This is a genomic window from Sulfitobacter sp. (assembly GCF_036961165.1).
Taxonomy (GTDB): Bacteria; Pseudomonadota; Alphaproteobacteria; order Rhodobacterales; family Rhodobacteraceae; genus Sulfitobacter.
In genome coordinates, this window is record NZ_JBALVJ010000005.1 from 61,920 (window position 1) to 80,038 (window position 18,119).

Consider the following 18,119-nt stretch of genomic DNA (forward strand, 5'->3'; position numbering starts at 1 on the left):
AATATCTCGAGGGGTATCAGGGGCGGGGCCCCCGAAACGCCCCGCTCAAGTCAGTCGCGCAGGCTTTCTTCACGCAGGCCATCCGCCAGCAGGTTCAAGCCCAGCACCAGCGTCAGCAAGGACACAGCAGGGGCAATCGCAGCGTGCGGATAGATCGACAACAAACGCCGCCCTGCGTTGATCGTGGTGCCCCAATCAGGGCTTTCCGAAGCCAGCCCCAATCCGAAGAACCCCAAGGTGCCCAAAAGAATGGTAGTATAGCCGATGCGCAGGCAGAAATCGACGATCAGCGGTCCCCGCGCGTTTGGCAGGATTTCCCACAGCATGATGTACCACGGCCCTTCGCCACGGGTCTGCGCAGCAGCCACGTAGTCGCGGGTTTTGATGTCGAGCGCGAGGCCACGCACGATACGGAAAACGGTAGGGGCGTTTACAAAAACGACCGAAACGAAAACCACCAGCAAGTTGGGATCGATGTCGAAACCGTCCAGAAATGCGGGCAGGCCGGGAATGGCGTAGGTGGGTGTTGCCACCAATGCTCCGTCTGTGCTGACCAGCGACAGGTACAGCCACGCCCCGATCCCGAGCACCACAATAAGCAGCGGCGTGCGCAGGCTGGGCTGGGTGTAGAAGCGCGAGTTCAACAAGATCGCCAGAAACACCAACGGAAAGACAAACAGCACCAACGCCATATAGTTCGGGATACCTGTCAGCACGATTTCTGGCGTAACCAGCAGGTAGAACAGCAAGATGACCGGAAAGGCGAGGATCAGGTTGGCCAGAAAGCTCAGGAAGGTATCAAGCCGCCCGCCATAGTATCCAGCAGGCAAGCCCAGGGTGATCCCGACCATAAAGGCAAAGAGCGTCGCAAAGGGCGCAATCTTGACCACGACCCATGCGCCATCAAACAAGCGGCTGAACACATCGCGTGCCAGATTGTCGCCGCCCAGCAAGAACCACTGGTAGTCTCCAGCCTCGGCCCCGAATAGGGGCGTGCCGGGTGCTTTGTTCTTCATGCCTGACACTTGGCTAAGCGTGTCATGGGTGGTGACCATATCCAGTACACCGCCAAAGAACCCTGCATAAACCCAGAACATTACCAGCCCAAAGCCGATCATCCCGACCGTACTATCGAACAGTTTGCCATATAGGCCGAGCCGTCGTTTGAAGGTGATGGACAGCGCATAGGTCAGCACCAGCGCAATCCACACCGGCAAAAGCTGTCGAGCCATGCCGCCTATTATCCCCGCCGACGGTCCGATTAAGACACCTGCAACAATATAAAGAAGGGCAATCGCGATGGTCGCCAGCAGTGAGTATTGTACCACCATGCCCACAAGGCCGGACAGTCCTTTGTCCGCAGACATCGTACCATCCGCATAAACAGCGCGGCTTCCGCCCGACGGCACAAGGCTCATCGCGATTTGCACCACTATAGCGATCAGCAGCACCGCCACAGCAAGGGCGAAGAAAAGATTGAGCGGCGAAAGCGCTCCGGTCCAAGTCAGTTGTTCCATATCTCTGCCCTCCCTTATGAAATGCGAATGCGTGGATTGAGGAAGACATAGCCGATGTCGGAGATCAGCTGCGTCAGCAGCACCACCACAACCGATACGACCGAGACAGCCAGCAGCAGCTCAATGTCATTGTTGCCCGCGGCTTGTACCAGCACCCAGCCAAAGCCCTTGTAGTTGAACAAAGTCTCCACAATCACGACCCCGTTCAAAAGCCACGGGATCTGGAGCATGATAACGGTGAAGGGCGCGATCAGCGCGTTCCGCAACGCGTGCCTCATCACGATGTTGCGAAAGCTGACCCCCTTGAGACGGGCAGTGCGGATGTATTGCGCGGTCATCACCTCGGTCATCGAGGCCCGCGTCATCCGCGCGATATAACCCATTCCGTATAGGGAGATCGTTAGCACCGGCAGAAAGAAGTTCTCGAAGTTGGCATTATCCATCGCCGAAGTGGCGGAGCCTTTGAACCATTTCAGCCCGAAAGCCGAAGAGGCGAAGACAGCAATGAAGATAACGCCAGACACGTATTCCGGTGTGGCCGTGCTTATTATCGAAACAGTAGAGAGAGACCGGTCCAGTTTGGACCCCTCACGCATGCCCGCCAACACCCCGATGATCAGCGCCGAAGGCACCATAAGGACCAGCACCCAAAACATCAGCTTGCCAGTCAGGCCCAAGCGGGTGGCGACAATACTACTTACGTCATCTTTGAACACGGTCGATCGGCCCCAGTCGCCCTGCAAAACCCCACAAAAGCTGCGGCGTTCTTCTTCGGGCGTGCCTTCGGAAAAACAGCGGCCAAAGGTTTTGCCCTCGGGCTTTTCGGTGACCCACCCCGGTGCAGCTCCCAGCCACTGGGCAAACTTGATCGGCAAGGGCTCAAGGTATCCGCGATCGCCCAGATAAGAGCTCACGGCCTCGTCGCTCATGCGAAAGTTGCCTTGGGTTTTGGCAAGTTTTTCGAGGTTGGGATAAAGATTGGTCAGCCAGAATACGATGAACGTCAGGCAAAGCCCTGTCAGTATCATCACTCCCAGACGTCTGAGGATGAATAGTCCCATAAATGTTAGCCCCTGTCGTTGGCTGCAGGCAGGTTGGTCCCGCCTGTTCTGTGTGGGCATTCGCCCTTGAGTGTTGGGATCAGGTCCTGCCCCCATGCAGGCTATATTACACAGCTGTGCCGAGCGCGTTGAACTCTCCCCCGATCCGTTTGTCGGACCTTAGTAATTGCAAGGGCGGTAGACACGCGAACGCCCTTGTTAGGGTATGAGGCATTAATTGTTCGCACAGGTCAATGTCATCCAGAGACATCTAATTAGAAAATTACGACAATGCATGTCGGTTTCAGGACAGTGGGGCCGTCGATTCGTCAGGCGTCTGCCTTGATGGCTTGGCGGGCCGGTGCTGCCCGTGAGCCGGTTTTTTTAGGCAAACTGCTTGCGCGCAACTGGCTGGGGGAGCGGCCTGTGTGCTGCTGCATGAAGCGCGTGAAGTAGGCCGCACTGCCGAATCCTAGATGATGGGAGATGTTGCGCGCGGGGTGGGTTGTTGTCTCTAACAAAGTTCGTGCGGCGTGGATCACCCGTTCAGTCAGTAAATCGGCTGCGGTTTTTCCGGTGGCCGCCTTGACCGTGCGTGTCAGGTGGGTCGGGGTCACGCCAAGCTCGGCCGCGTAGAACGCCATTGGCGCGCCGGACGTGTAATGCTTTGGTATCATCTGCGTGAACCTGCGCGATAGCCGCTCACCTGCCGTGCTTGGGCTGGGGATATGTTCTTCTTGCGCAATCTGGCGTCGCAACCAGACAGACATCAGCGCCACATGGGCCTCAAGCGCGTCTTGCGCCAGCGTCCGACCTTGCGATTGCTCACGCTGTGCGGCCTCGATTATCGTCGCCAATTCTGTCTGGACATGCACATCACGCACCCTCAGATGGCGCGGCATATCAGGCAGTCGCAGCGCCGTACCATCCGGCACGATGATGGCTTGCCCTAGCATCTGCGCGCCCAGATCAATGGAATAGACAGAGCCCGCAGGCACAAAAACCGCGTTGTGTGGGCCAATGCCGCGCCGCCGTCCGTCCAGCAACATGCGGCCTTGACCACGTGTGACCCAAATAAGGGTGTGATGAACCTGATCATGAGCCAGCCCCAGCCGCCAACCATCACCGCCAGCGAGCTGTGCAAGGGTCCGAATTTGAAGGCTGATCTCAGTCATCTATGGGTCCAATGTTCGAAAATAGGCGCAGGCAGCAACCTTAACGAGAAAATCCCGTAGGAAAAGCTACGAAACTGCAATGCGCCGATTCTTGCTAGGACGGCAAGGAAAGCTTTTGCCATGCGCCCATTTTGCTGCGGATCCACGTTCTTTGACGTTTGGCGTATTGGCGCGTGGCAATAATTGCGGCGGTTCTTGCGTCTTCAAGCGTGCAGGTCCCGTGTAGATACGCGATCAGTTCCGGCACGCCAATGGCTTTATGGGCGGGCAGGGTCGGGTCGTAATGCGGCGCGATGGCGCGCACTTCGTCCAGCGCACCGGCCTCTAGCATCGCATCAAACCGCTGTTCGATTCGCGCCGCAAGCCAATCACGCTCCACGTCCAGCGCAATGGCACAGCACTGATCCAGCGGCAAAAGCGGTGGTGGCGTGTCGGCTTGCCATTGCGCCAAGCTCCGACCGGTGGCCTCAAGCACCTCCCACGCGCGCTGCACCCGCGCGCGGTTAGCCAGATCAAGCCCCGCCGCTGTGGGCGCGTCCAGACCGGCAAGCAGGCTTTCTAGCGGCATGGCATCCGCGCGGGCCCGCACGTCTGGCGGCGTCAAAGGTATTTCCGCCAGCCCTTCGGTCAGGGCCTGAAAATAAAGGCCGGTGCCACCTACGATGATAGGGCGCTGCCCCTCGGCGATCACCTCGGCAACCTCACGCAGCCAGTGCCCTGTCGAGTAGGGCGCCGTCTCCGTCAGATGACCATAAAGCCTATGTGGCGCTTGCGCTTCCTCTTCTGCCGAAGGCCGCGCCGAAATCACTTGCCAGCAGGCGTAAACCTGACTGGCATCAGCGTTCACGATCACTCCGCCCTGCGTCGCGATCTCAAGCGCCAGCGCTGATTTACCCGACGCAGTTGGCCCAGCGATTAGGACGGGTTGGTCCGCGGGGATAGCTTCCAGCAACTGCGTACGTGCGTCAGATGACATTTCTTTGCTTCTCCTCACCGCGCCGCATTGAACATTTTGTGTATTTGCGACATTTTACGCATGGGCGAAAGCCTGCTATTCCAAAACTCCCTGAAAGGTCCCCCCCATGCCCGATACCTCGCAAGCTTCCTTTAAAAGGGTCATGCTCAAAATCTCCGGCGAGGCGCTGATGGGGGATCAGGGCTATGGCCTGCACCCGCCGACAGTTGAGCGGATCGCGCGGGAGGTCAAATCCGTGCACGACATGGGCGTCGAGATTTGTATGGTCATCGGCGGCGGCAACATCTTTCGCGGTCTGCAGGGTAGCGCGCAAGGGATGGAGCGGACCACAGCCGACTACATGGGCATGCTCGCCACGGTGATGAACGCACTGGCGATGCAGGCTTCCTTGGAGGGGCTCGGTATTCACACGCGCGTCATTTCAGCCATCACCATGAATGAAGTGGCAGAGCCTTACATCCGCCGCCGCGCCGTGCGCCACCTTGAGAAAAAGCGCGTCTGCATCTTTGCTGCCGGCACAGGTAACCCGTATTTCACCACCGATACCGCCGCCACGCTGCGCGCCAACGAGATGTCTTGCGAGGCGATCTTCAAGGGCACCAAGGTCGACGGCGTCTATGATAAAGACCCCGCCAAATTCGAAGATGCCGTCCGCTATGACACCGTCAGCTATGACGATGTCCTGCAAAAGCGTCTGGGCGTTATGGACGCTTCTGCGATCGCTTTGGCACGTGACAACAACCTGCCGATCATCGTCTTCTCATTGGATGAGCCGGGCGGTTTTAAAGGCATCCTTGCGGGCGAGGGTACCTATACCCGCGTTCAGGGCTGACCCGCCGACGGGTGAAAGCTGTCTTTCCTTGTCACCCCCAATGCTCTAAACCCTGCACTTAACGAGTGACACAGACGAAGGCGTTAATTCATGTCCGAAGACTTTATGCTAGATACCGACGACCTTGACCGGCGGATGAAGGGGGCGATCGCCTCTTTGCGCACGGAATTTGCTTCCCTGCGCACCGGCCGCGGCTCCGCTTCCATGCTTGAGCCGGTTATGGTCGATGCTTATGGCCAGCTGACACCGGTCAATCAGGTCGGCACCGTCAACGTACCTGAGCCGCGGATGGTCACCATCAACGTCTGGGACAAGGCGTTGGTCGGGAAGGTCGAAAAAGCCATCCGCGAAAGCGGTCTGGGCATCAATCCGCAGCTTAACGGCACGATCATTATGCTGCCGATCCCAGAACTGAACGAAGAACGCCGCACGCAGTTGACCAAAGTCGCCGGCGGCTATGCCGAAAATGCCCGTGTAAGCATCCGCAACATTCGCCGTGACGGTATGGACCAGATCAAAAAGGCCAAAGCTGACGGCATGTCCGAAGACGACCAGAAGATCTGGGAAGGCGAGGTCCAAGACCTCACCAACAAGCAGATCAAGGCCATCGACGATCTGCTTGAGACCAAGCAAGCCGAAATCATGCAGGTTTGATCTATTTTTGCCCTTTTATTGGCGCGAGGCCATTTGACGGGCTTGTGATACGACACGAACAGCCCAGAACCTATGCGTGAGACAGTATGATTAAGCGCGCCAAAGCAAAAGCTGAAGCACTGCCCGAGCAAACGCCGGGCGGTCCGCGGCACGTTGCTATTATCATGGATGGCAATGGCCGTTGGGCCACACAGCGCGGGCGGCCGCGTTTGTTTGGCCACCACGCCGGCGCTAAGCGGGTGCGCGAAGTCGTTGAGGCCTGTCCCGAAGTCGGGGTGGAGTACCTCACGATATTTGCCTTTTCGACCGAGAACTGGAAACGGACGCAGGTCGAGGTCGCTGGCCTGATGAGCCTGTTCCGCCGTTATATCAGTAAAGAGACTCGGTCCCTGAGCGAGTTTGGCGTGCGCGTACGCTTTATCGGTGATCGGGTTCGGCTGGATGACAAGCTGATCCGCCTGATGAACGAGCTTGAGGACGCCACGGCACATAACACCCGCGTACATCTCACGATTGCATTGAACTACGGCGGCCGCGACGAGGTAGCACGTGCTACCAAGCGGCTGGCGCAAGACGTTGCAAGCGGCAAACTTGATCCCGAAGAAATCGATGAAGAAACGCTGCCAAGATATTTGGATACATACGTTTTACCAGATCCGGATCTGGTGATCCGCACCAGTGGTGAAGCACGGATTTCGAATTTTTTGCTGTGGCAATCTGCCTATGCTGAATACGAATTCATCGACACGCTCTGGCCTGATTTCACCCGGATGGAGTTTGCCAGCCTCTGTGCCTCCTATGGCGGACGCGACCGGCGCTATGGCGGCGTCAAAACCTAAGGAACTTTATGAGCAGCTCTGAAAAATGGTCCGATCTAGCCGTGCGTGTGATTTCGGCGGTGGCGATGGCACTTGTCGCTGTGGTTGGCATCTGGATGGGCGGATATGTGTTCCACATCCTTGTGGCGCTGATCTGCGGTGTGATGGTTTGGGAAGTGGTCGGCATGTTGCGTCCGGGCCAATCCCGCGCCCAATTGTTGCTGGGGGGAATTACAGGGGCGGCGGTTTTGCTGTCAGTCTATCTGCCTGTGGGCGTTGCGCTGCCATTGTTGCTTGCGCCGGCGCTTGTGGGGTTTGGGTACCTTGAACGGAACCGCACGATTTACATGGCCTTCACGGTGATGATCCTGATGTCCGGTTTCGGCATGATCAAGGTACGCGACGAGATGGGCGTGAACTGGATGCTCTGGTTGGTGCTGGTTGTCGTGGTGACCGATGTGGTTGGCTATTTCGCCGGCCGCGCGATTGGCGGGCCTAAGTTCTGGCCAGCGGTCAGCCCCAAGAAAACATGGTCCGGAACAGCGGCTGGATGGGTTGGCGCGGCGATTGTCGGGTTGGTGTTCTCTGCTAACACTGGCGTTGGTTACCAACTGATAGGGATTTCTATTGCGGTCTCAATGGCGTCGCAGATGGGTGACATCGCGGAAAGCGGTATGAAACGGAAAATGGGCGTGAAAGACAGCTCAAACCTCATCCCCGGTCATGGCGGGTTGATGGACCGCTTTGACGGGATGCTTGGGGCTTCTGTATTTTTGCTCATTATCGGGCAGGTTATCGGCTTTCCCCCCGGAGTGGGGTGATCCATGCGAAAAGTCAGTATTTTCGGTGCAACGGGCTCGATTGGGCAAAACACGATTGACCTGATCAAGCGCGCACGTGACGATTATGAGGTGGTCGCCCTGACTGGCGCGCGCAATATCGCGCAACTCGCGACAGATGCGCGTGCGCTGAACGCGCAAATTGCGGTGACGGCAGATGACACCCTGCTGGATGATCTGCGCGCGGCACTTGAGGGATCGGGGATCATAGTTGCTGCGGGTGCCGACGCAATCGTCGAAGCGGCGCATCGACCTGCGGATTGGATCATGTCGGCTATCGTTGGTGCTGCTGGTCTTGCGCCCGGAATGGCCGCTTTGGGTCAAGGCAGCACATTGGCGTTGGCGAATAAGGAATCTCTTGTCTGTGCCGGCAAATTGTTGTTAGCAACGGGCAGGGCGCATGGTGCGCAAATCCTGCCTGTAGACAGCGAACATTCTGCTGTGTTTCAGGCGCTGGTGGGCGAGGATATGGACGCGGTCGAGCGGATCATCATCACTGCTTCCGGCGGCGCCTTCCGCGATTGGCCTATCGATGATCTTTGTAATGCCACGCTTGATGAAGCCTCCAGTCATCCCAACTGGGACATGGGGCAGCGGATCACCATTGATTCCGCGTCGATGTTCAATAAAGCGATGGAAGTCATTGAAACGCGAGAGTTCTTCGGGGTCAATCCGGCACAGATCGAAGTCCTGATCCACCCCCAAAGTATGATCCACGCGCTTGTCGGTTTCAATGACGGCGCGCTAATGGCGCATGTTGGGCCGCCGGATATGCGCCATGCCATTGGCTATGCACTAAACCACCCCGAACGCCGCCACTTGCCGGTTGAACGCTTGGACCTTGCCGCCATCGGAAGTTTTGAATTCCGCGCCCCGGATGATGCCCGCTGGCCTGCCTTGCGCATCGCGCGCGAGGTTATGGCGCGCGGTGGTCTGGCGGGGGCCGTCTTTAACGCCGCCAAAGAAACAGCGCTGGACGGTTTCATTGCCGGACAGCTCAAATTCACCCAGATGTCGGACGTTGTGTCGCAGGTCTTGGACCAGATGGATGCACAGGGCGGTCATATTGATGCCACCATGACCCTTGATAACGTGCTCGAAACAGACCATCTGGCACGTAAGGACGCACGGCTGGCTATAGAAAAAAGAGCAGGGTAGAGCATTGGATATTACAACACTTGTTCCGCAATTCGGCGGTTTTGTCTGGACGATGGCAGCGTTTATCATCGCATTGTCGGTGATCGTCGCGATCCATGAGTACGGTCACTACATCGTCGGGCGCTGGTGCGGGATCAAGGCGGATGTCTTCTCGCTCGGCTTCGGGCCGGTGCTGTATTCGCGCTATGACAAACACGGCACCAAATGGCAGATCGCGGCATTGCCCTTTGGCGGCTACGTGAAATTTGCAGGCGATTCCAATGCAGCCTCGGGCAAGGATGAGGACGCGATGAGCGAGGCTGCGGCAGATCCCGTTCGCCTGCGTTCAACCATGCATGGCGCACCACTTTGGGCGCGTGCGCTGACCGTTGCGGCGGGTCCTGTGTTCAACTTCGCCCTGTCTATCATCGTTTTCGGGAGCATTGCGATGACACTTGGCAATGTGCGTGAGCCACTGACGGTCGATGCGATCAAACCGCTGCCAAACGCGGTTGAGGGGCTTGAGCAGGGCGACATTCTACAGGCTATCGCGGGCCTTAAGATTCCTTCCAGCACCCAATCGCCAGAGTATCGCGTCTATATGGATGCGCTGCCGCTTGAGCCGGTGTTGGATTACACTGTTTTGCGCGATGGTGTCACACTCACGGTGCCTGGTCCTTACCCACAGCCCGCCCTTGTTGGCTCCGTCGGACCAGAGACAGCGGCCCTTGAGGCAGGACTTGCCAGCGGTGATGTGATCACCGGCATTGACGGCGCACCTGTGTTTGCTTTCCAGCAGCTCAAGGATGCTGTTGAAGGGTCCGAAGGCCGCCCGCTGTTGCTAAGTGTTTGGCGCGCAGGTGATATGCTGGAATTCACGCTGGTTCCCAAGTCCACGGATGAGCCGCAGCCTGACGGTGGCTTTGTGAATGTTCTGCGGATCGGTATCTCCAGCGACAGCGCCATTACGGCGGCCACGGAAACGCCAGGCCTGATCGAATCTGCACAGCGCGGGGTGGCAGGGACGTGGCGGATTATCAAAGGCTCCATCTCGGGGCTGTGGCATATGGTGACGGGCGCGATCAGTTCTTGCAACATGTCTGGGCCAGTCGGCATTGCGAAGGTATCCGGCGCGATGGCCAGTCAGGGCGCGATGAGCTTTATCAACTTTATTGCGGTACTCAGCACTGCGGTTGGGTTGCTCAATCTTTTCCCGATCCCCGCGCTTGATGGGGGTCACCTGACGTTTTACGCTTATGAAGCGGTACGCGGGAAACCGCCGAGTGATGGCGCGCTGCGTATCCTGATGAGCATTGGCCTCACGATGGTTCTGGGCCTGATGTTGTTCGCTTTGTTCAACGACATTTTCTGTCCCTGAGACTGGCCACATGTCTGAAAACGTGGAAAAGCAGGGCGAATGCCTTGCTTTTGCCACATTTGACGCCAGCGAATGCCACAATTCGAAAGTACATTCTTTGCATTGGTGGTTCAGCACTTAAAGGAGTGACCCATGCTAACTTTGACAAGAGGCTATCGCGGCTTGAGTGTTCTCATGGATCTCAACTGGGATCGGGCACTGTATCTGCTTACGATTGCTGTCGCTTTGGGCGCGGGTGCTTTTGTGGGCAGCTTCCAGTAAATTAACCAACATCTGTGTGACAACATGAGGTCTGCGTTTTTACGCGGGCCTTTTTCGTCTGAAAAAACCATCCCTTGGTTTTGACAAGTTCGACCCCTGCAGGTACTCAAGGTTCAACGGTGTTTATAAAATTGGGTAATAACCATGAACCTGGGGTTAAAAACGCGCGCATACGGCGCGTTCGAGCAGCAGAACTTTAAGCGGTCCGGCCTCAAAGGTCTGACATTTTCTTTACTCCTTTCAACGGCTTGGATGGCTCAAGCGCCAGAGGCGTTTGCGCAGCAGTACCAATTCAATTCGGTCCAGATCACTGGCAACCAGCGAATTGGCGACAGCGCGATCCTGTCTCAGGCTGGAATCGCCCGCGGCGAGGCGGTAAGCGCCGGTCAGTTGAATGATGCCTACCAGCGTCTCAACAACTCTGGTCTGTTTGAAAGTGTCTCTATTGAGCCGCAGGGGAGTACTCTGAAGATATCCGTGGTGGAGCTGCCAACGATCAACCGGATTTCTTTCGAAGGTAACCGTCGTATCAAGGATGACGCGCTGGAATCTGTGATTTCTTCCACGTCACGCCGCGTGTTCAATCCGACGCAGGCCGAAAAAGACGCAAACGCTATTGCCGAATCTTACTCGAACGAGGGGCGTGTCGCTGCGCGCGTTCAGGCAAAGGTGATTAAACGCAATCAAAACCGCGTTGATTTGGTCTTTGAAGTATTTGAAGGCGAAAACGTCGAGATCGAGCGCCTGAGCTTTGTTGGCAACCGCAAATATTCTGACCGCCGACTGCGCCGTGTTTTGGGAACCAAGCAGGCAGGGCTGTTCCGGCGTCTGGTGCGCCGCGACACATATGTTCAGGACCGCGTCGAATTCGATAAGCAGGTCCTGCGCGATTTCTACTTCTCGCGCGGCTATGTGGACATGCGGGTAAACTCTGTAAATGCCCAGCTTACCGAAGAGCGGGACGGCTATTTCCTTGGCTTCAACATTCAGGAAGGCCAGCAGTTCCAGTTTGGTGCCGTGTCGGTCACGTCCGAGCTGCCCAATGTTGACGGCGATGTTTATGCCGACCTGATCAAAATCAAGCCGGGTGTTGTCTACTCCCCAACATTGGTCGAGGCCGACATTGCACGGATTGAGCGTCAAGCGATCCGCGATGGTGTCGACTTTATGCGCGTTGAACCACGGGTCACCCGCAACGACCGTGATCTGTCGTTGGATGTAGAATTTGTTCTGTCACGCGGGCAGCGGATTTTTGTTGAACGTATCGACATCGAAGGCAACACCACCACGCTGGACCGCGTAGTGCGCCGCCAGTTTGACAGTGTTGAAGGCGATCCGTTCAATCCGCGCGAAATCCGTCAGGCTGCCGAACGTATTCGTGCGCTTGGCTATTTCGAGACAGCAGAAGTGAACGCCCGCGAAGGCTCCTCGGGCGAGCAAGTGGTGATCGACGTGAACGTTGAAGAGAAGCCGACCGGTTCTTTGAACTTTGGTGCGTCCTTCTCGAACACTGATGGTCCGGGTATTGCGATCAGCTTTGCAGAGCAGAACTTCTTGGGACGTGGGCAGCAGCTGAAACTTGTGGTTTCTACGGCATCCGACGCGCGCCGCTACGGTCTGCGCTTTGTCGAGCCTGCGCTGCTGGGCCGTGACGTGAGCTTTGCTTTGGATTTGGACTTTTCTGAAGAGAATTCCTCTTTCTCGACCTACGACAGCACGCGGTTGCTGTTCCGACCTAGCCTGACGTTCCCGGTATCCGAAAACGGCCGTCTGCAACTCCGCTACACCGCGGACCAGTCCGAAGTGACCGAGAACGATGACGCCGAACAGGGCAGCATCATTCAAAATGATATCGACGCAGGCTCGCTTTGGTCCTCGTCGCTTGGATATGAATACAGCTATGACACCCGCCGTACCGGATTGGACCCGAATGCAGGTGTTCTTTTCCGCTTCAGTCAGGACTTTGCCGGTCTGGGCGGTGATCAGAAATATGTGCGCTCCGTCGCCAAGGTCATCGCAGAGAAGAAATTCCTGAACGAAGAGCTGACCATTCGTGGCACGATCGAAGGTGGCGCAATTGCGTGGAGCAGTCGCACTAACCGTGCCATTGATCGCTTTATTCTGACTCCAACGCAGCTGCGCGGATTTGAGCCGGGCGGTATTGGCCCACGGGATTCGACCTCGACCGAGGGCGATACGCTGGGCGGCAACATGTATCTGGTCGGACGGGTAGAGGCGGAATTCCCGCTGGGCCTGCCGGAAGAATACGGTATCCGTGGTGGTGTTTTCTATGATGTGGGTAACCTTTGGGACCTGTCCGACGTGAACATTGGCGGTAACTCTGTGGATGGCGAAAGCGGTTCTTTCCGTCATGTCATCGGTGTTTCCATCTATTGGGATACGCCTGTGGGTCCGCTTCAGTTCAATATCTCAGATGCGATACGCAAGGAAGATTATGACCGCGAGCAGAAGTTCGAAGTGACCCTCCAGACGCAATTCTGATCGGTGCGCCGCGCGCTTCAATGTTTTGTGTTGGCGCTGGGGCTGGGGCTGCTGGGTGCAGCGCCAGTGCTTGCGCAGCAACTGTCCATCCCCGACACGCCTGTCCTGACCATCGATAGTGAGCGGTTGTTCCTCAACAGTGATTTTGGTATGCGCGTCGCCCGTCAGATAGAGGCGCGCGGCAACGAGCTTGCGACAGAGAACCGTCAGATCGAGGCGGAATTGGCAGAAGCCGAACAGGATCTCACCAAAAAGCGCACAACCATGGCGCCCGAAGCCTTTCGGCCTTTGGCGGACGCATTTGACACCCGCGTACAAACCACCCGTCAGGCGCAGGCGGCAAAGTCCCGCGCGCTCAATTCCTTGCTGGAACAAGAGCGCGAGGCGTTTCTGAATGCCGCGGGGCCTGTCTTGCAGGAATTGATGCAGGAGGTGGGCGCTAGTGTTGTGCTTGAACGGCGTACCGTTTTCATCAGTTCCAACAGCACCGATATAACCACCGCAGCGATCGCCCGTCTGAATGAGACGCTGGGAGAAGGCGACGACAAAACACCTGAACCCAAAGACTGAAACACCGCGCAGTCTTGCTCCGCGCTGGTGCAATTGCTAGCTGTGGTGTGACAGATCCCGGAAGGAATACCCATGACCCAAGACCTTAAGCGCGCCGATATCCAGATCATCCAGCGCATTTTGCCCCACCGCTATCCCTTCCTTCTGGTGGATAAGGTTGAAGAGATCGACGGCACGCAATCTGCCGTTGGCTACAAGAACGTCACCATGAACGAGCCGCATTTTCAGGGGCATTTCCCCAGTGCGCCCATCATGCCAGGGGTGACAATTGTCGAAGCGATGGCACAGACCGCCGGTGTGATGATCGGTGTCGCGCTGGACCAGTTGGATAGCAACATGCTGATCTACTTCATGTCCATCGATAACTGCAAATTCCGCCGCAAGGTTATCCCCGGCGATGTGCTGCGCATGGACGTAAAGACAGTGCGTGGCAAACCCGGTGGCAAGATATGGAAGTTTTCTGGTGTGGCCACGGTCGAAGGCGAAATGGCCGCAGAGGCCGAGTTTATGGCAATGCTTGATCTGCCTAAGGACGGTGCATAATGGCCATCCACCCCAGCGCTGTCATTGAAGAGGGTGCACAGATTGATCCAAGCGCCACTGTCGGTCCGTTTTGCGTGGTTGGACCTGAGGTGAAGCTTGGTGCGGATGTGGTGCTCAAGTCCCATGTCGTGGTCAGTGGCCAGACGACCGTGGGCGAGGGGACTGTGATCTTCTCCTTCGCCGTGATTGGTGAAATTCCGCAGGACCTTAAATTCAAGGGTGAGACGACGCGTCTTGAGATCGGCGCGCGCAACCGCATTCGTGAGCATGTGACCATGAACTGCGGCACCGAAGGCGGTGGTGGCGTGACGCGCGTGGGTGACGACAACCTGTTTATGGCCGGCTGTCACATCGCGCATGACGCGATTATCGGCAACAACGTGGTGATTGTGAACAACGCTGCCGTGGCCGGCCACTGTGTGGTTGAAGACAACGTAATCATCGGCGGTCTGTCGGGTATCCACCAATGGGTGCGCATCGGCCGTGGTGCGATCATTGGCGCTGTGACCATGGTGACCAATGACGTGATCCCTTACGGGCTTGTGCAGGCGCCACGCGGGCATCTCGACGGGCTCAACCTTGTCGGGTTGAAGCGCCGTGGCGTGGACCGCAGTGACATCACCGCCCTGCGTGCAGCCTTTCAGATGCTGGCACAGGGTGAGGGTACCTTCCACGACCGGGCCGAGCGGTTGGGCGCAGAGACCAGTAGCGATTACGTTCGTGAGATCGTTGATTTCGTTCTGTCCGACAGTGGCCGCCACTTCCTGACACCGAAATGACACTGGCGCTGATAGCAGGGCGCGGCGATCTGCCAGCGTTGGTGGCTGCGGGCGCGCAGACCCCTCCGCTTGTGTGCGGTTATGAGGGCATCACGATCAGCGGACTGGAGGCGGATCTGACGTTTCGTCTGGAAACGCTGGGGGCGTTGTTGTTGGAGCTTGGTAATCGCGGGATCACCCAAGTGTGCTTTGCCGGCGCGCTGGAGCGTCCTGCGCTTGATCCCTCAAAGTTCGATGCTGAAACAGCACCGCTGGTGCCGCTGTTTATGGAGGCGTTGAAATCCGGCGATGACGGTGCGCTGCGTGTGCTGTTGGAGCTGTTCGAGAAGACCGGTTTCGAAGTGGTCGGCGCGCATGAGATTGTGCCGGATTTACTGGCCAAAGGTGGCGTCTATGGCAGCCATTGGCCCGATGCCCTGATGCGCGAAGACGCGGCCGTTGCTGCTACGCATATCTTCGAGATGTCACCGCAGGATAAGGGGCAAGCTTGCGTTGCCGCGAAAGGCCATGTGATCGCCATGGAGGACGCGCGCGGGACTGACGCTATGCTAAGTGAGGTCGCGGGTGCGGCAAGTGGCATCCTGTTTAAAGGACCAAAAGCTGGCCAAACCCGCAAGATCGATTTGCCAACTGTCGGCCCAGAAACGCTTCAAGCGGTCCATGATGCAGGTCTGCGTGGCGTTGTCGTCGATGCGGGCGATGTTCTAGTTTTGCATCCGCGCCGCTGCGAGGAACTGGCAGACGCGCTTGGCCTCGTATTCTGGGCACGAACCGGCGAATGACCCCCCTTCGCGTCTTTATCTTGGCCGGAGAACCTTCTGGCGACAAATTGGGCGGTGCCTTGATGGCAGGGCTCAAGGAATTGCGACCCTATGTGGTCTTTGAGGGCATCGGCGGTGTGCAGATGCAGGCCGAAGGGCTGACCAGCCGTTTTGACATGAGCGAGCTTAGCGTCATGGGGTTGGCCGAGATATTGCCCAAGTATCGCCACCTGAAACGGAGGATTGCGCAGACGGCAGAGGCAGTCGTAGCTATGCAGCCTGATGTCCTGATCACCATCGACAGCCCCGATTTCTCTTTGCGCGTGGCAAAGCTGGTCAAAGCGAGCAGCACCATTCGCACGGTGCATTACGTTGCTCCCACAGTTTGGGCATGGCGACCTGGCCGCGCCGCGAAGATGGCGCAGCATATTGATCAGGTCCTTGCTTTGCTCCCGTTCGAACCTCCGTATATGGAGGCTGCGGGAATGCGGTGTGATTTCGTGGGCCATCCTGTGGTGGCTGAACCGATTGCCAGCGCAGCAGAAGCAGAAACATTTCGCGAAGATCGTGGATTGGGCAGGGCACCTGTGTTGTTGGTCCTGCCGGGTTCGCGCCGCTCAGAGGTTGCCCGTCTTGGCGCGCGGTTTGCCGAAGCCTTAAAGCGGATCAAGGCGAAAAACCCCGATCTGAAGATTGTTGTTCCCGCCGCAGGTCCAGTGGCCGATGCCGTGCTGGCGTTGACGGCGGATTGGCCCAACACGCTTGTTCTGGACCCGCGTGAAGGCGATTACGCGGATGCCATGACCCAAAAACGGGCCGCTTTTCGTGCGGCTAACGTGGCGCTAGCTGCATCTGGTACCGTCTCGCTTGAACTTGCCGCTGCCGACACGCCGATGGTCATTGCCTATGACATGAGCCCGCTCAGCCGCCTGATTATTGGCCGGATGCTGCTGGTGGACACGGTGACTTTGGTCAATCTTGTGTCAGACACCCGTGTTGTGCCGGAATTTATCGGCAAAGCATGCACGCCTGAAGCGATCGCACAGGGCGTGAGCGCTGTTTTGGTCGCCTCCGATGCGCAGCACAGCGCGATGGAACTCACGATGGAGCGTTTGGGAAAGGGTGGTGAGGCCCCCGGTCTGAGGGCCGCGCGCGCAGTACTGGACGGGATTGCGCAGGCTCAGCGTTAGCCGCGATGAATCCAGCCACCACCAAAGATACGGCTGCTGTCGGGATCATAAAAGACACACGCCTGACCGGGGCTTATCCCTTCCTCCGCTGTGACCAGTTCAACCTCGGCTGTGGTGTCCGACAGCGGACGCAAAATCGCCTCGGTCGGGGGGCGGGTGGAGCGGACGCGCACGGCCACATGCCATTCATCGCGTGAGGCGAAGGGCTCATCCCCCAGCCAGTTAATCTCTTTCACAGGTACAATGCGGGTCGCCAGCATGTGCTTTGGCCCAACGACAACTTCTTTGCGATCCGCATCAAGGCGCACTACATAAAGCGGATCGACCAAGCCGCCGATACCTAAGCCGCGACGCTGACCGATGGTGTAATTGATCACACCGTCATGTTTTGCCAGCACGTTGCCTTCGGTATCAACGATGTTCCCAGGCGCTGCAGCTTCGGGCCGCAACTTTCTGATAACAGACGCGTAATCCCCGTCGGGGACAAAACAGATATCCATGCTGTCAGGCTTGTTCGCCACACGCAGGCCGTATTTTTCCGCGAGCTGGCGGGTGGCGTCCTTGGACGGCAGATGGCCCAGCGGAAAGCGCAGGTAATCAAGCTGCTCCGGCGTGGTGGAGAACAGAAAATAGCTCTGATCTCGGTTGGCATCGGCAGCCGCGTGAAGCTCTGGGCCGTTATCGCCCATCATGCGCTGAATGTAGTGACCGGTCGCCATACAGTCGGCTTCCAGATCCTTGGCGGTTTCCAGCAAGTCTTTGAATTTCACCCGCTCGTTGCAGCGGATGCAGGGCACCGGCGTCGCTCCGCCAAGATAGCTGTCTGCGAATTCGTCAATAACCGCGTCCCTGAACACATTTTCATAGTCCAGCACGTAATGAGGAAAGCCCATATCCTCGGCCACGCGGCGCGCATCGTGGATGTCGATCCCCGCACAGCACGCGCCTTTTTTGGCCAGCGCTGCACCGTGATCATACAGCTGCAACGTCACACCAACCACGTCATAGCCTTCTTCCGCCAGCATTGCGGCAACGACAGAGCTGTCCACACCACCTGACATAGCGACCACCACGCGGGTGTCGGCAGGGGACTTGGCAAAGCCAAGCGAATTCAGCGGCGGGGTGTCGTCAAAGGGCATAGGGCCTC

At 57.6% G+C, this 18,119-nt stretch carries 18 protein-coding genes; 13 read left to right on the plus strand and 5 right to left on the minus strand.

Annotation, left to right across the window (positions count from 1 at the left end; translation table 11 throughout):
- Positions 1–50: 50 nt before the first annotated feature.
- The 4 genes from V7730_RS04350 to miaA form a co-directional block, all read right to left on the minus strand.
- Positions 51–1,517, minus strand: a complete 1,467-nt coding sequence (locus V7730_RS04350; protein WP_335746366.1) for an ABC transporter permease — start codon at positions 1,515–1,517, stop codon at positions 51–53.
- Positions 1,518–1,531: 14 nt separating this feature from the next.
- Positions 1,532–2,578 carry an ABC transporter permease gene (locus V7730_RS04355; RefSeq protein ID WP_335746367.1) on the minus strand — a complete coding sequence of 349 codons (1,047 nt, stop codon included), beginning with the start codon at positions 2,576–2,578 and terminating at the stop codon, positions 1,532–1,534.
- A gap of 308 nt (positions 2,579–2,886) precedes the next feature.
- Complete coding sequence (locus V7730_RS04360; RefSeq protein ID WP_335746368.1) at positions 2,887–3,732, minus strand: AraC family transcriptional regulator; 846 nt, start codon at positions 3,730–3,732, stop codon at positions 2,887–2,889.
- A gap of 94 nt (positions 3,733–3,826) precedes the next feature.
- On the minus strand, positions 3,827–4,708 hold the full coding sequence (gene miaA / locus V7730_RS04365) for a tRNA (adenosine(37)-N6)-dimethylallyltransferase MiaA (RefSeq protein WP_335746369.1): 882 nt from the start codon (positions 4,706–4,708) through the stop codon (positions 3,827–3,829).
- A gap of 106 nt (positions 4,709–4,814) precedes the next feature.
- Between miaA and pyrH the strand changes: the two genes are divergently transcribed.
- The 13 genes from pyrH to lpxB all read left to right on the plus strand — a co-directional run bounded on the left by pyrH (position 4,815) and on the right by lpxB (position 16,972).
- Positions 4,815–5,540, plus strand: coding sequence for a UMP kinase (gene pyrH, locus V7730_RS04370; RefSeq protein WP_335746370.1), 726 nt, complete (start codon positions 4,815–4,817; stop codon positions 5,538–5,540).
- A gap of 90 nt (positions 5,541–5,630) precedes the next feature.
- Positions 5,631–6,194 carry a ribosome recycling factor gene (frr, locus tag V7730_RS04375; protein WP_335746371.1) on the plus strand — a complete coding sequence of 188 codons (564 nt, stop codon included), beginning with the start codon at positions 5,631–5,633 and terminating at the stop codon, positions 6,192–6,194.
- A gap of 86 nt (positions 6,195–6,280) precedes the next feature.
- Positions 6,281–7,033 (plus strand): polyprenyl diphosphate synthase, encoded by a 753-nt coding sequence (uppS, locus tag V7730_RS04380; RefSeq protein ID WP_335746372.1) that lies wholly within the window; start codon positions 6,281–6,283, stop codon positions 7,031–7,033.
- Positions 7,034–7,041: 8 nt separating this feature from the next.
- The gene (locus tag V7730_RS04385; protein WP_335746373.1) at positions 7,042–7,833 is read left to right on the plus strand and encodes a phosphatidate cytidylyltransferase; all 792 of its coding nucleotides are present in this window, start codon (positions 7,042–7,044) and stop codon (positions 7,831–7,833) included.
- Positions 7,834–7,836: 3 nt separating this feature from the next.
- The gene (gene dxr / locus V7730_RS04390; protein ID WP_335746374.1) at positions 7,837–9,009 is read left to right on the plus strand and encodes a 1-deoxy-D-xylulose-5-phosphate reductoisomerase; all 1,173 of its coding nucleotides are present in this window, start codon (positions 7,837–7,839) and stop codon (positions 9,007–9,009) included.
- Positions 9,010–9,013: 4 nt separating this feature from the next.
- Positions 9,014–10,366 (plus strand): RIP metalloprotease RseP, encoded by a 1,353-nt coding sequence (gene rseP, locus V7730_RS04395; protein WP_335746375.1) that lies wholly within the window; start codon positions 9,014–9,016, stop codon positions 10,364–10,366.
- 132 nt (positions 10,367–10,498) lie between these two features.
- Complete coding sequence (locus V7730_RS04400; RefSeq protein WP_335746376.1) at positions 10,499–10,627, plus strand: hypothetical protein; 129 nt, start codon at positions 10,499–10,501, stop codon at positions 10,625–10,627.
- Between the two features lie 252 nt (positions 10,628–10,879).
- Complete coding sequence (gene bamA, locus V7730_RS04405) at positions 10,880–13,129, plus strand: outer membrane protein assembly factor BamA (RefSeq protein ID WP_335746445.1); 2,250 nt, start codon at positions 10,880–10,882, stop codon at positions 13,127–13,129.
- 3 nt (positions 13,130–13,132) lie between these two features.
- The gene (locus V7730_RS04410) at positions 13,133–13,699 is read left to right on the plus strand and encodes an OmpH family outer membrane protein (protein ID WP_335746377.1); all 567 of its coding nucleotides are present in this window, start codon (positions 13,133–13,135) and stop codon (positions 13,697–13,699) included.
- A 72-nt stretch (positions 13,700–13,771) separates the two neighbouring features.
- Complete coding sequence (gene fabZ / locus V7730_RS04415; protein WP_335746378.1) at positions 13,772–14,242, plus strand: 3-hydroxyacyl-ACP dehydratase FabZ; 471 nt, start codon at positions 13,772–13,774, stop codon at positions 14,240–14,242.
- Positions 14,242–15,021, plus strand: coding sequence for an acyl-ACP--UDP-N-acetylglucosamine O-acyltransferase (gene lpxA, locus V7730_RS04420; protein ID WP_443070185.1), 780 nt, complete (start codon positions 14,242–14,244; stop codon positions 15,019–15,021). The genes fabZ and lpxA overlap by 1 nt, the downstream gene beginning before the upstream one ends.
- Positions 15,018–15,803 (plus strand): LpxI family protein, encoded by a 786-nt coding sequence (locus V7730_RS04425; RefSeq protein WP_335746379.1) that lies wholly within the window; start codon positions 15,018–15,020, stop codon positions 15,801–15,803. Before lpxA ends, V7730_RS04425 begins: the two co-directional genes overlap by 4 nt.
- On the plus strand, positions 15,800–16,972 hold the full coding sequence (gene lpxB, locus V7730_RS04430) for a lipid-A-disaccharide synthase (protein ID WP_335746380.1): 1,173 nt from the start codon (positions 15,800–15,802) through the stop codon (positions 16,970–16,972). The genes V7730_RS04425 and lpxB overlap by 4 nt, the downstream gene beginning before the upstream one ends.
- Here the strand turns inward: lpxB and mnmA are convergent.
- Entirely contained in the window at positions 16,969–18,111 is a 1,143-nt protein-coding gene (gene mnmA, locus V7730_RS04435; RefSeq protein ID WP_335746381.1) for a tRNA 2-thiouridine(34) synthase MnmA, read from the minus strand. The genes lpxB and mnmA overlap by 4 nt on opposite strands.
- Between the last annotated feature and the right edge of the window lie 8 nt (positions 18,112–18,119).

What these genes read in the sequence shown, in the direction of transcription:
- lpxB (WP_335746380.1), top strand. Translation starts at nt 15,800, where the DNA reads ATGACCCCCCTTCGCGTCTTTATCTTGGCCGGAGAACCTTCTGGCGAC.
- V7730_RS04355 (WP_335746367.1), bottom strand. Translation starts at nt 2,578, where the DNA reads ATGGGACTATTCATCCTCAGACGTCTGGGAGTGATGATACTGACAGGG.
- V7730_RS04400 (WP_335746376.1), top strand. Translation starts at nt 10,499, where the DNA reads ATGCTAACTTTGACAAGAGGCTATCGCGGCTTGAGTGTTCTCATGGAT.
- mnmA (WP_335746381.1), bottom strand. Translation starts at nt 18,111, where the DNA reads ATGCCCTTTGACGACACCCCGCCGCTGAATTCGCTTGGCTTTGCCAAG.
- uppS (WP_335746372.1), top strand. Translation starts at nt 6,281, where the DNA reads ATGATTAAGCGCGCCAAAGCAAAAGCTGAAGCACTGCCCGAGCAAACG.
- V7730_RS04385 (WP_335746373.1), top strand. Translation starts at nt 7,042, where the DNA reads ATGAGCAGCTCTGAAAAATGGTCCGATCTAGCCGTGCGTGTGATTTCG.
- dxr (WP_335746374.1), top strand. Translation starts at nt 7,837, where the DNA reads ATGCGAAAAGTCAGTATTTTCGGTGCAACGGGCTCGATTGGGCAAAAC.
- miaA (WP_335746369.1), bottom strand. Translation starts at nt 4,708, where the DNA reads ATGTCATCTGACGCACGTACGCAGTTGCTGGAAGCTATCCCCGCGGAC.
- pyrH (WP_335746370.1), top strand. Translation starts at nt 4,815, where the DNA reads ATGCCCGATACCTCGCAAGCTTCCTTTAAAAGGGTCATGCTCAAAATC.
- V7730_RS04350 (WP_335746366.1), bottom strand. Translation starts at nt 1,517, where the DNA reads ATGGAACAACTGACTTGGACCGGAGCGCTTTCGCCGCTCAATCTTTTC.
- bamA (WP_335746445.1), top strand. Translation starts at nt 10,880, where the DNA reads ATGGCTCAAGCGCCAGAGGCGTTTGCGCAGCAGTACCAATTCAATTCG.
- V7730_RS04360 (WP_335746368.1), bottom strand. Translation starts at nt 3,732, where the DNA reads ATGACTGAGATCAGCCTTCAAATTCGGACCCTTGCACAGCTCGCTGGC.
- V7730_RS04425 (WP_335746379.1), top strand. Translation starts at nt 15,018, where the DNA reads ATGACACTGGCGCTGATAGCAGGGCGCGGCGATCTGCCAGCGTTGGTG.
- frr (WP_335746371.1), top strand. Translation starts at nt 5,631, where the DNA reads ATGTCCGAAGACTTTATGCTAGATACCGACGACCTTGACCGGCGGATG.
- fabZ (WP_335746378.1), top strand. Translation starts at nt 13,772, where the DNA reads ATGACCCAAGACCTTAAGCGCGCCGATATCCAGATCATCCAGCGCATT.
- lpxA (WP_443070185.1), top strand. Translation starts at nt 14,242, where the DNA reads ATGGCCATCCACCCCAGCGCTGTCATTGAAGAGGGTGCACAGATTGAT.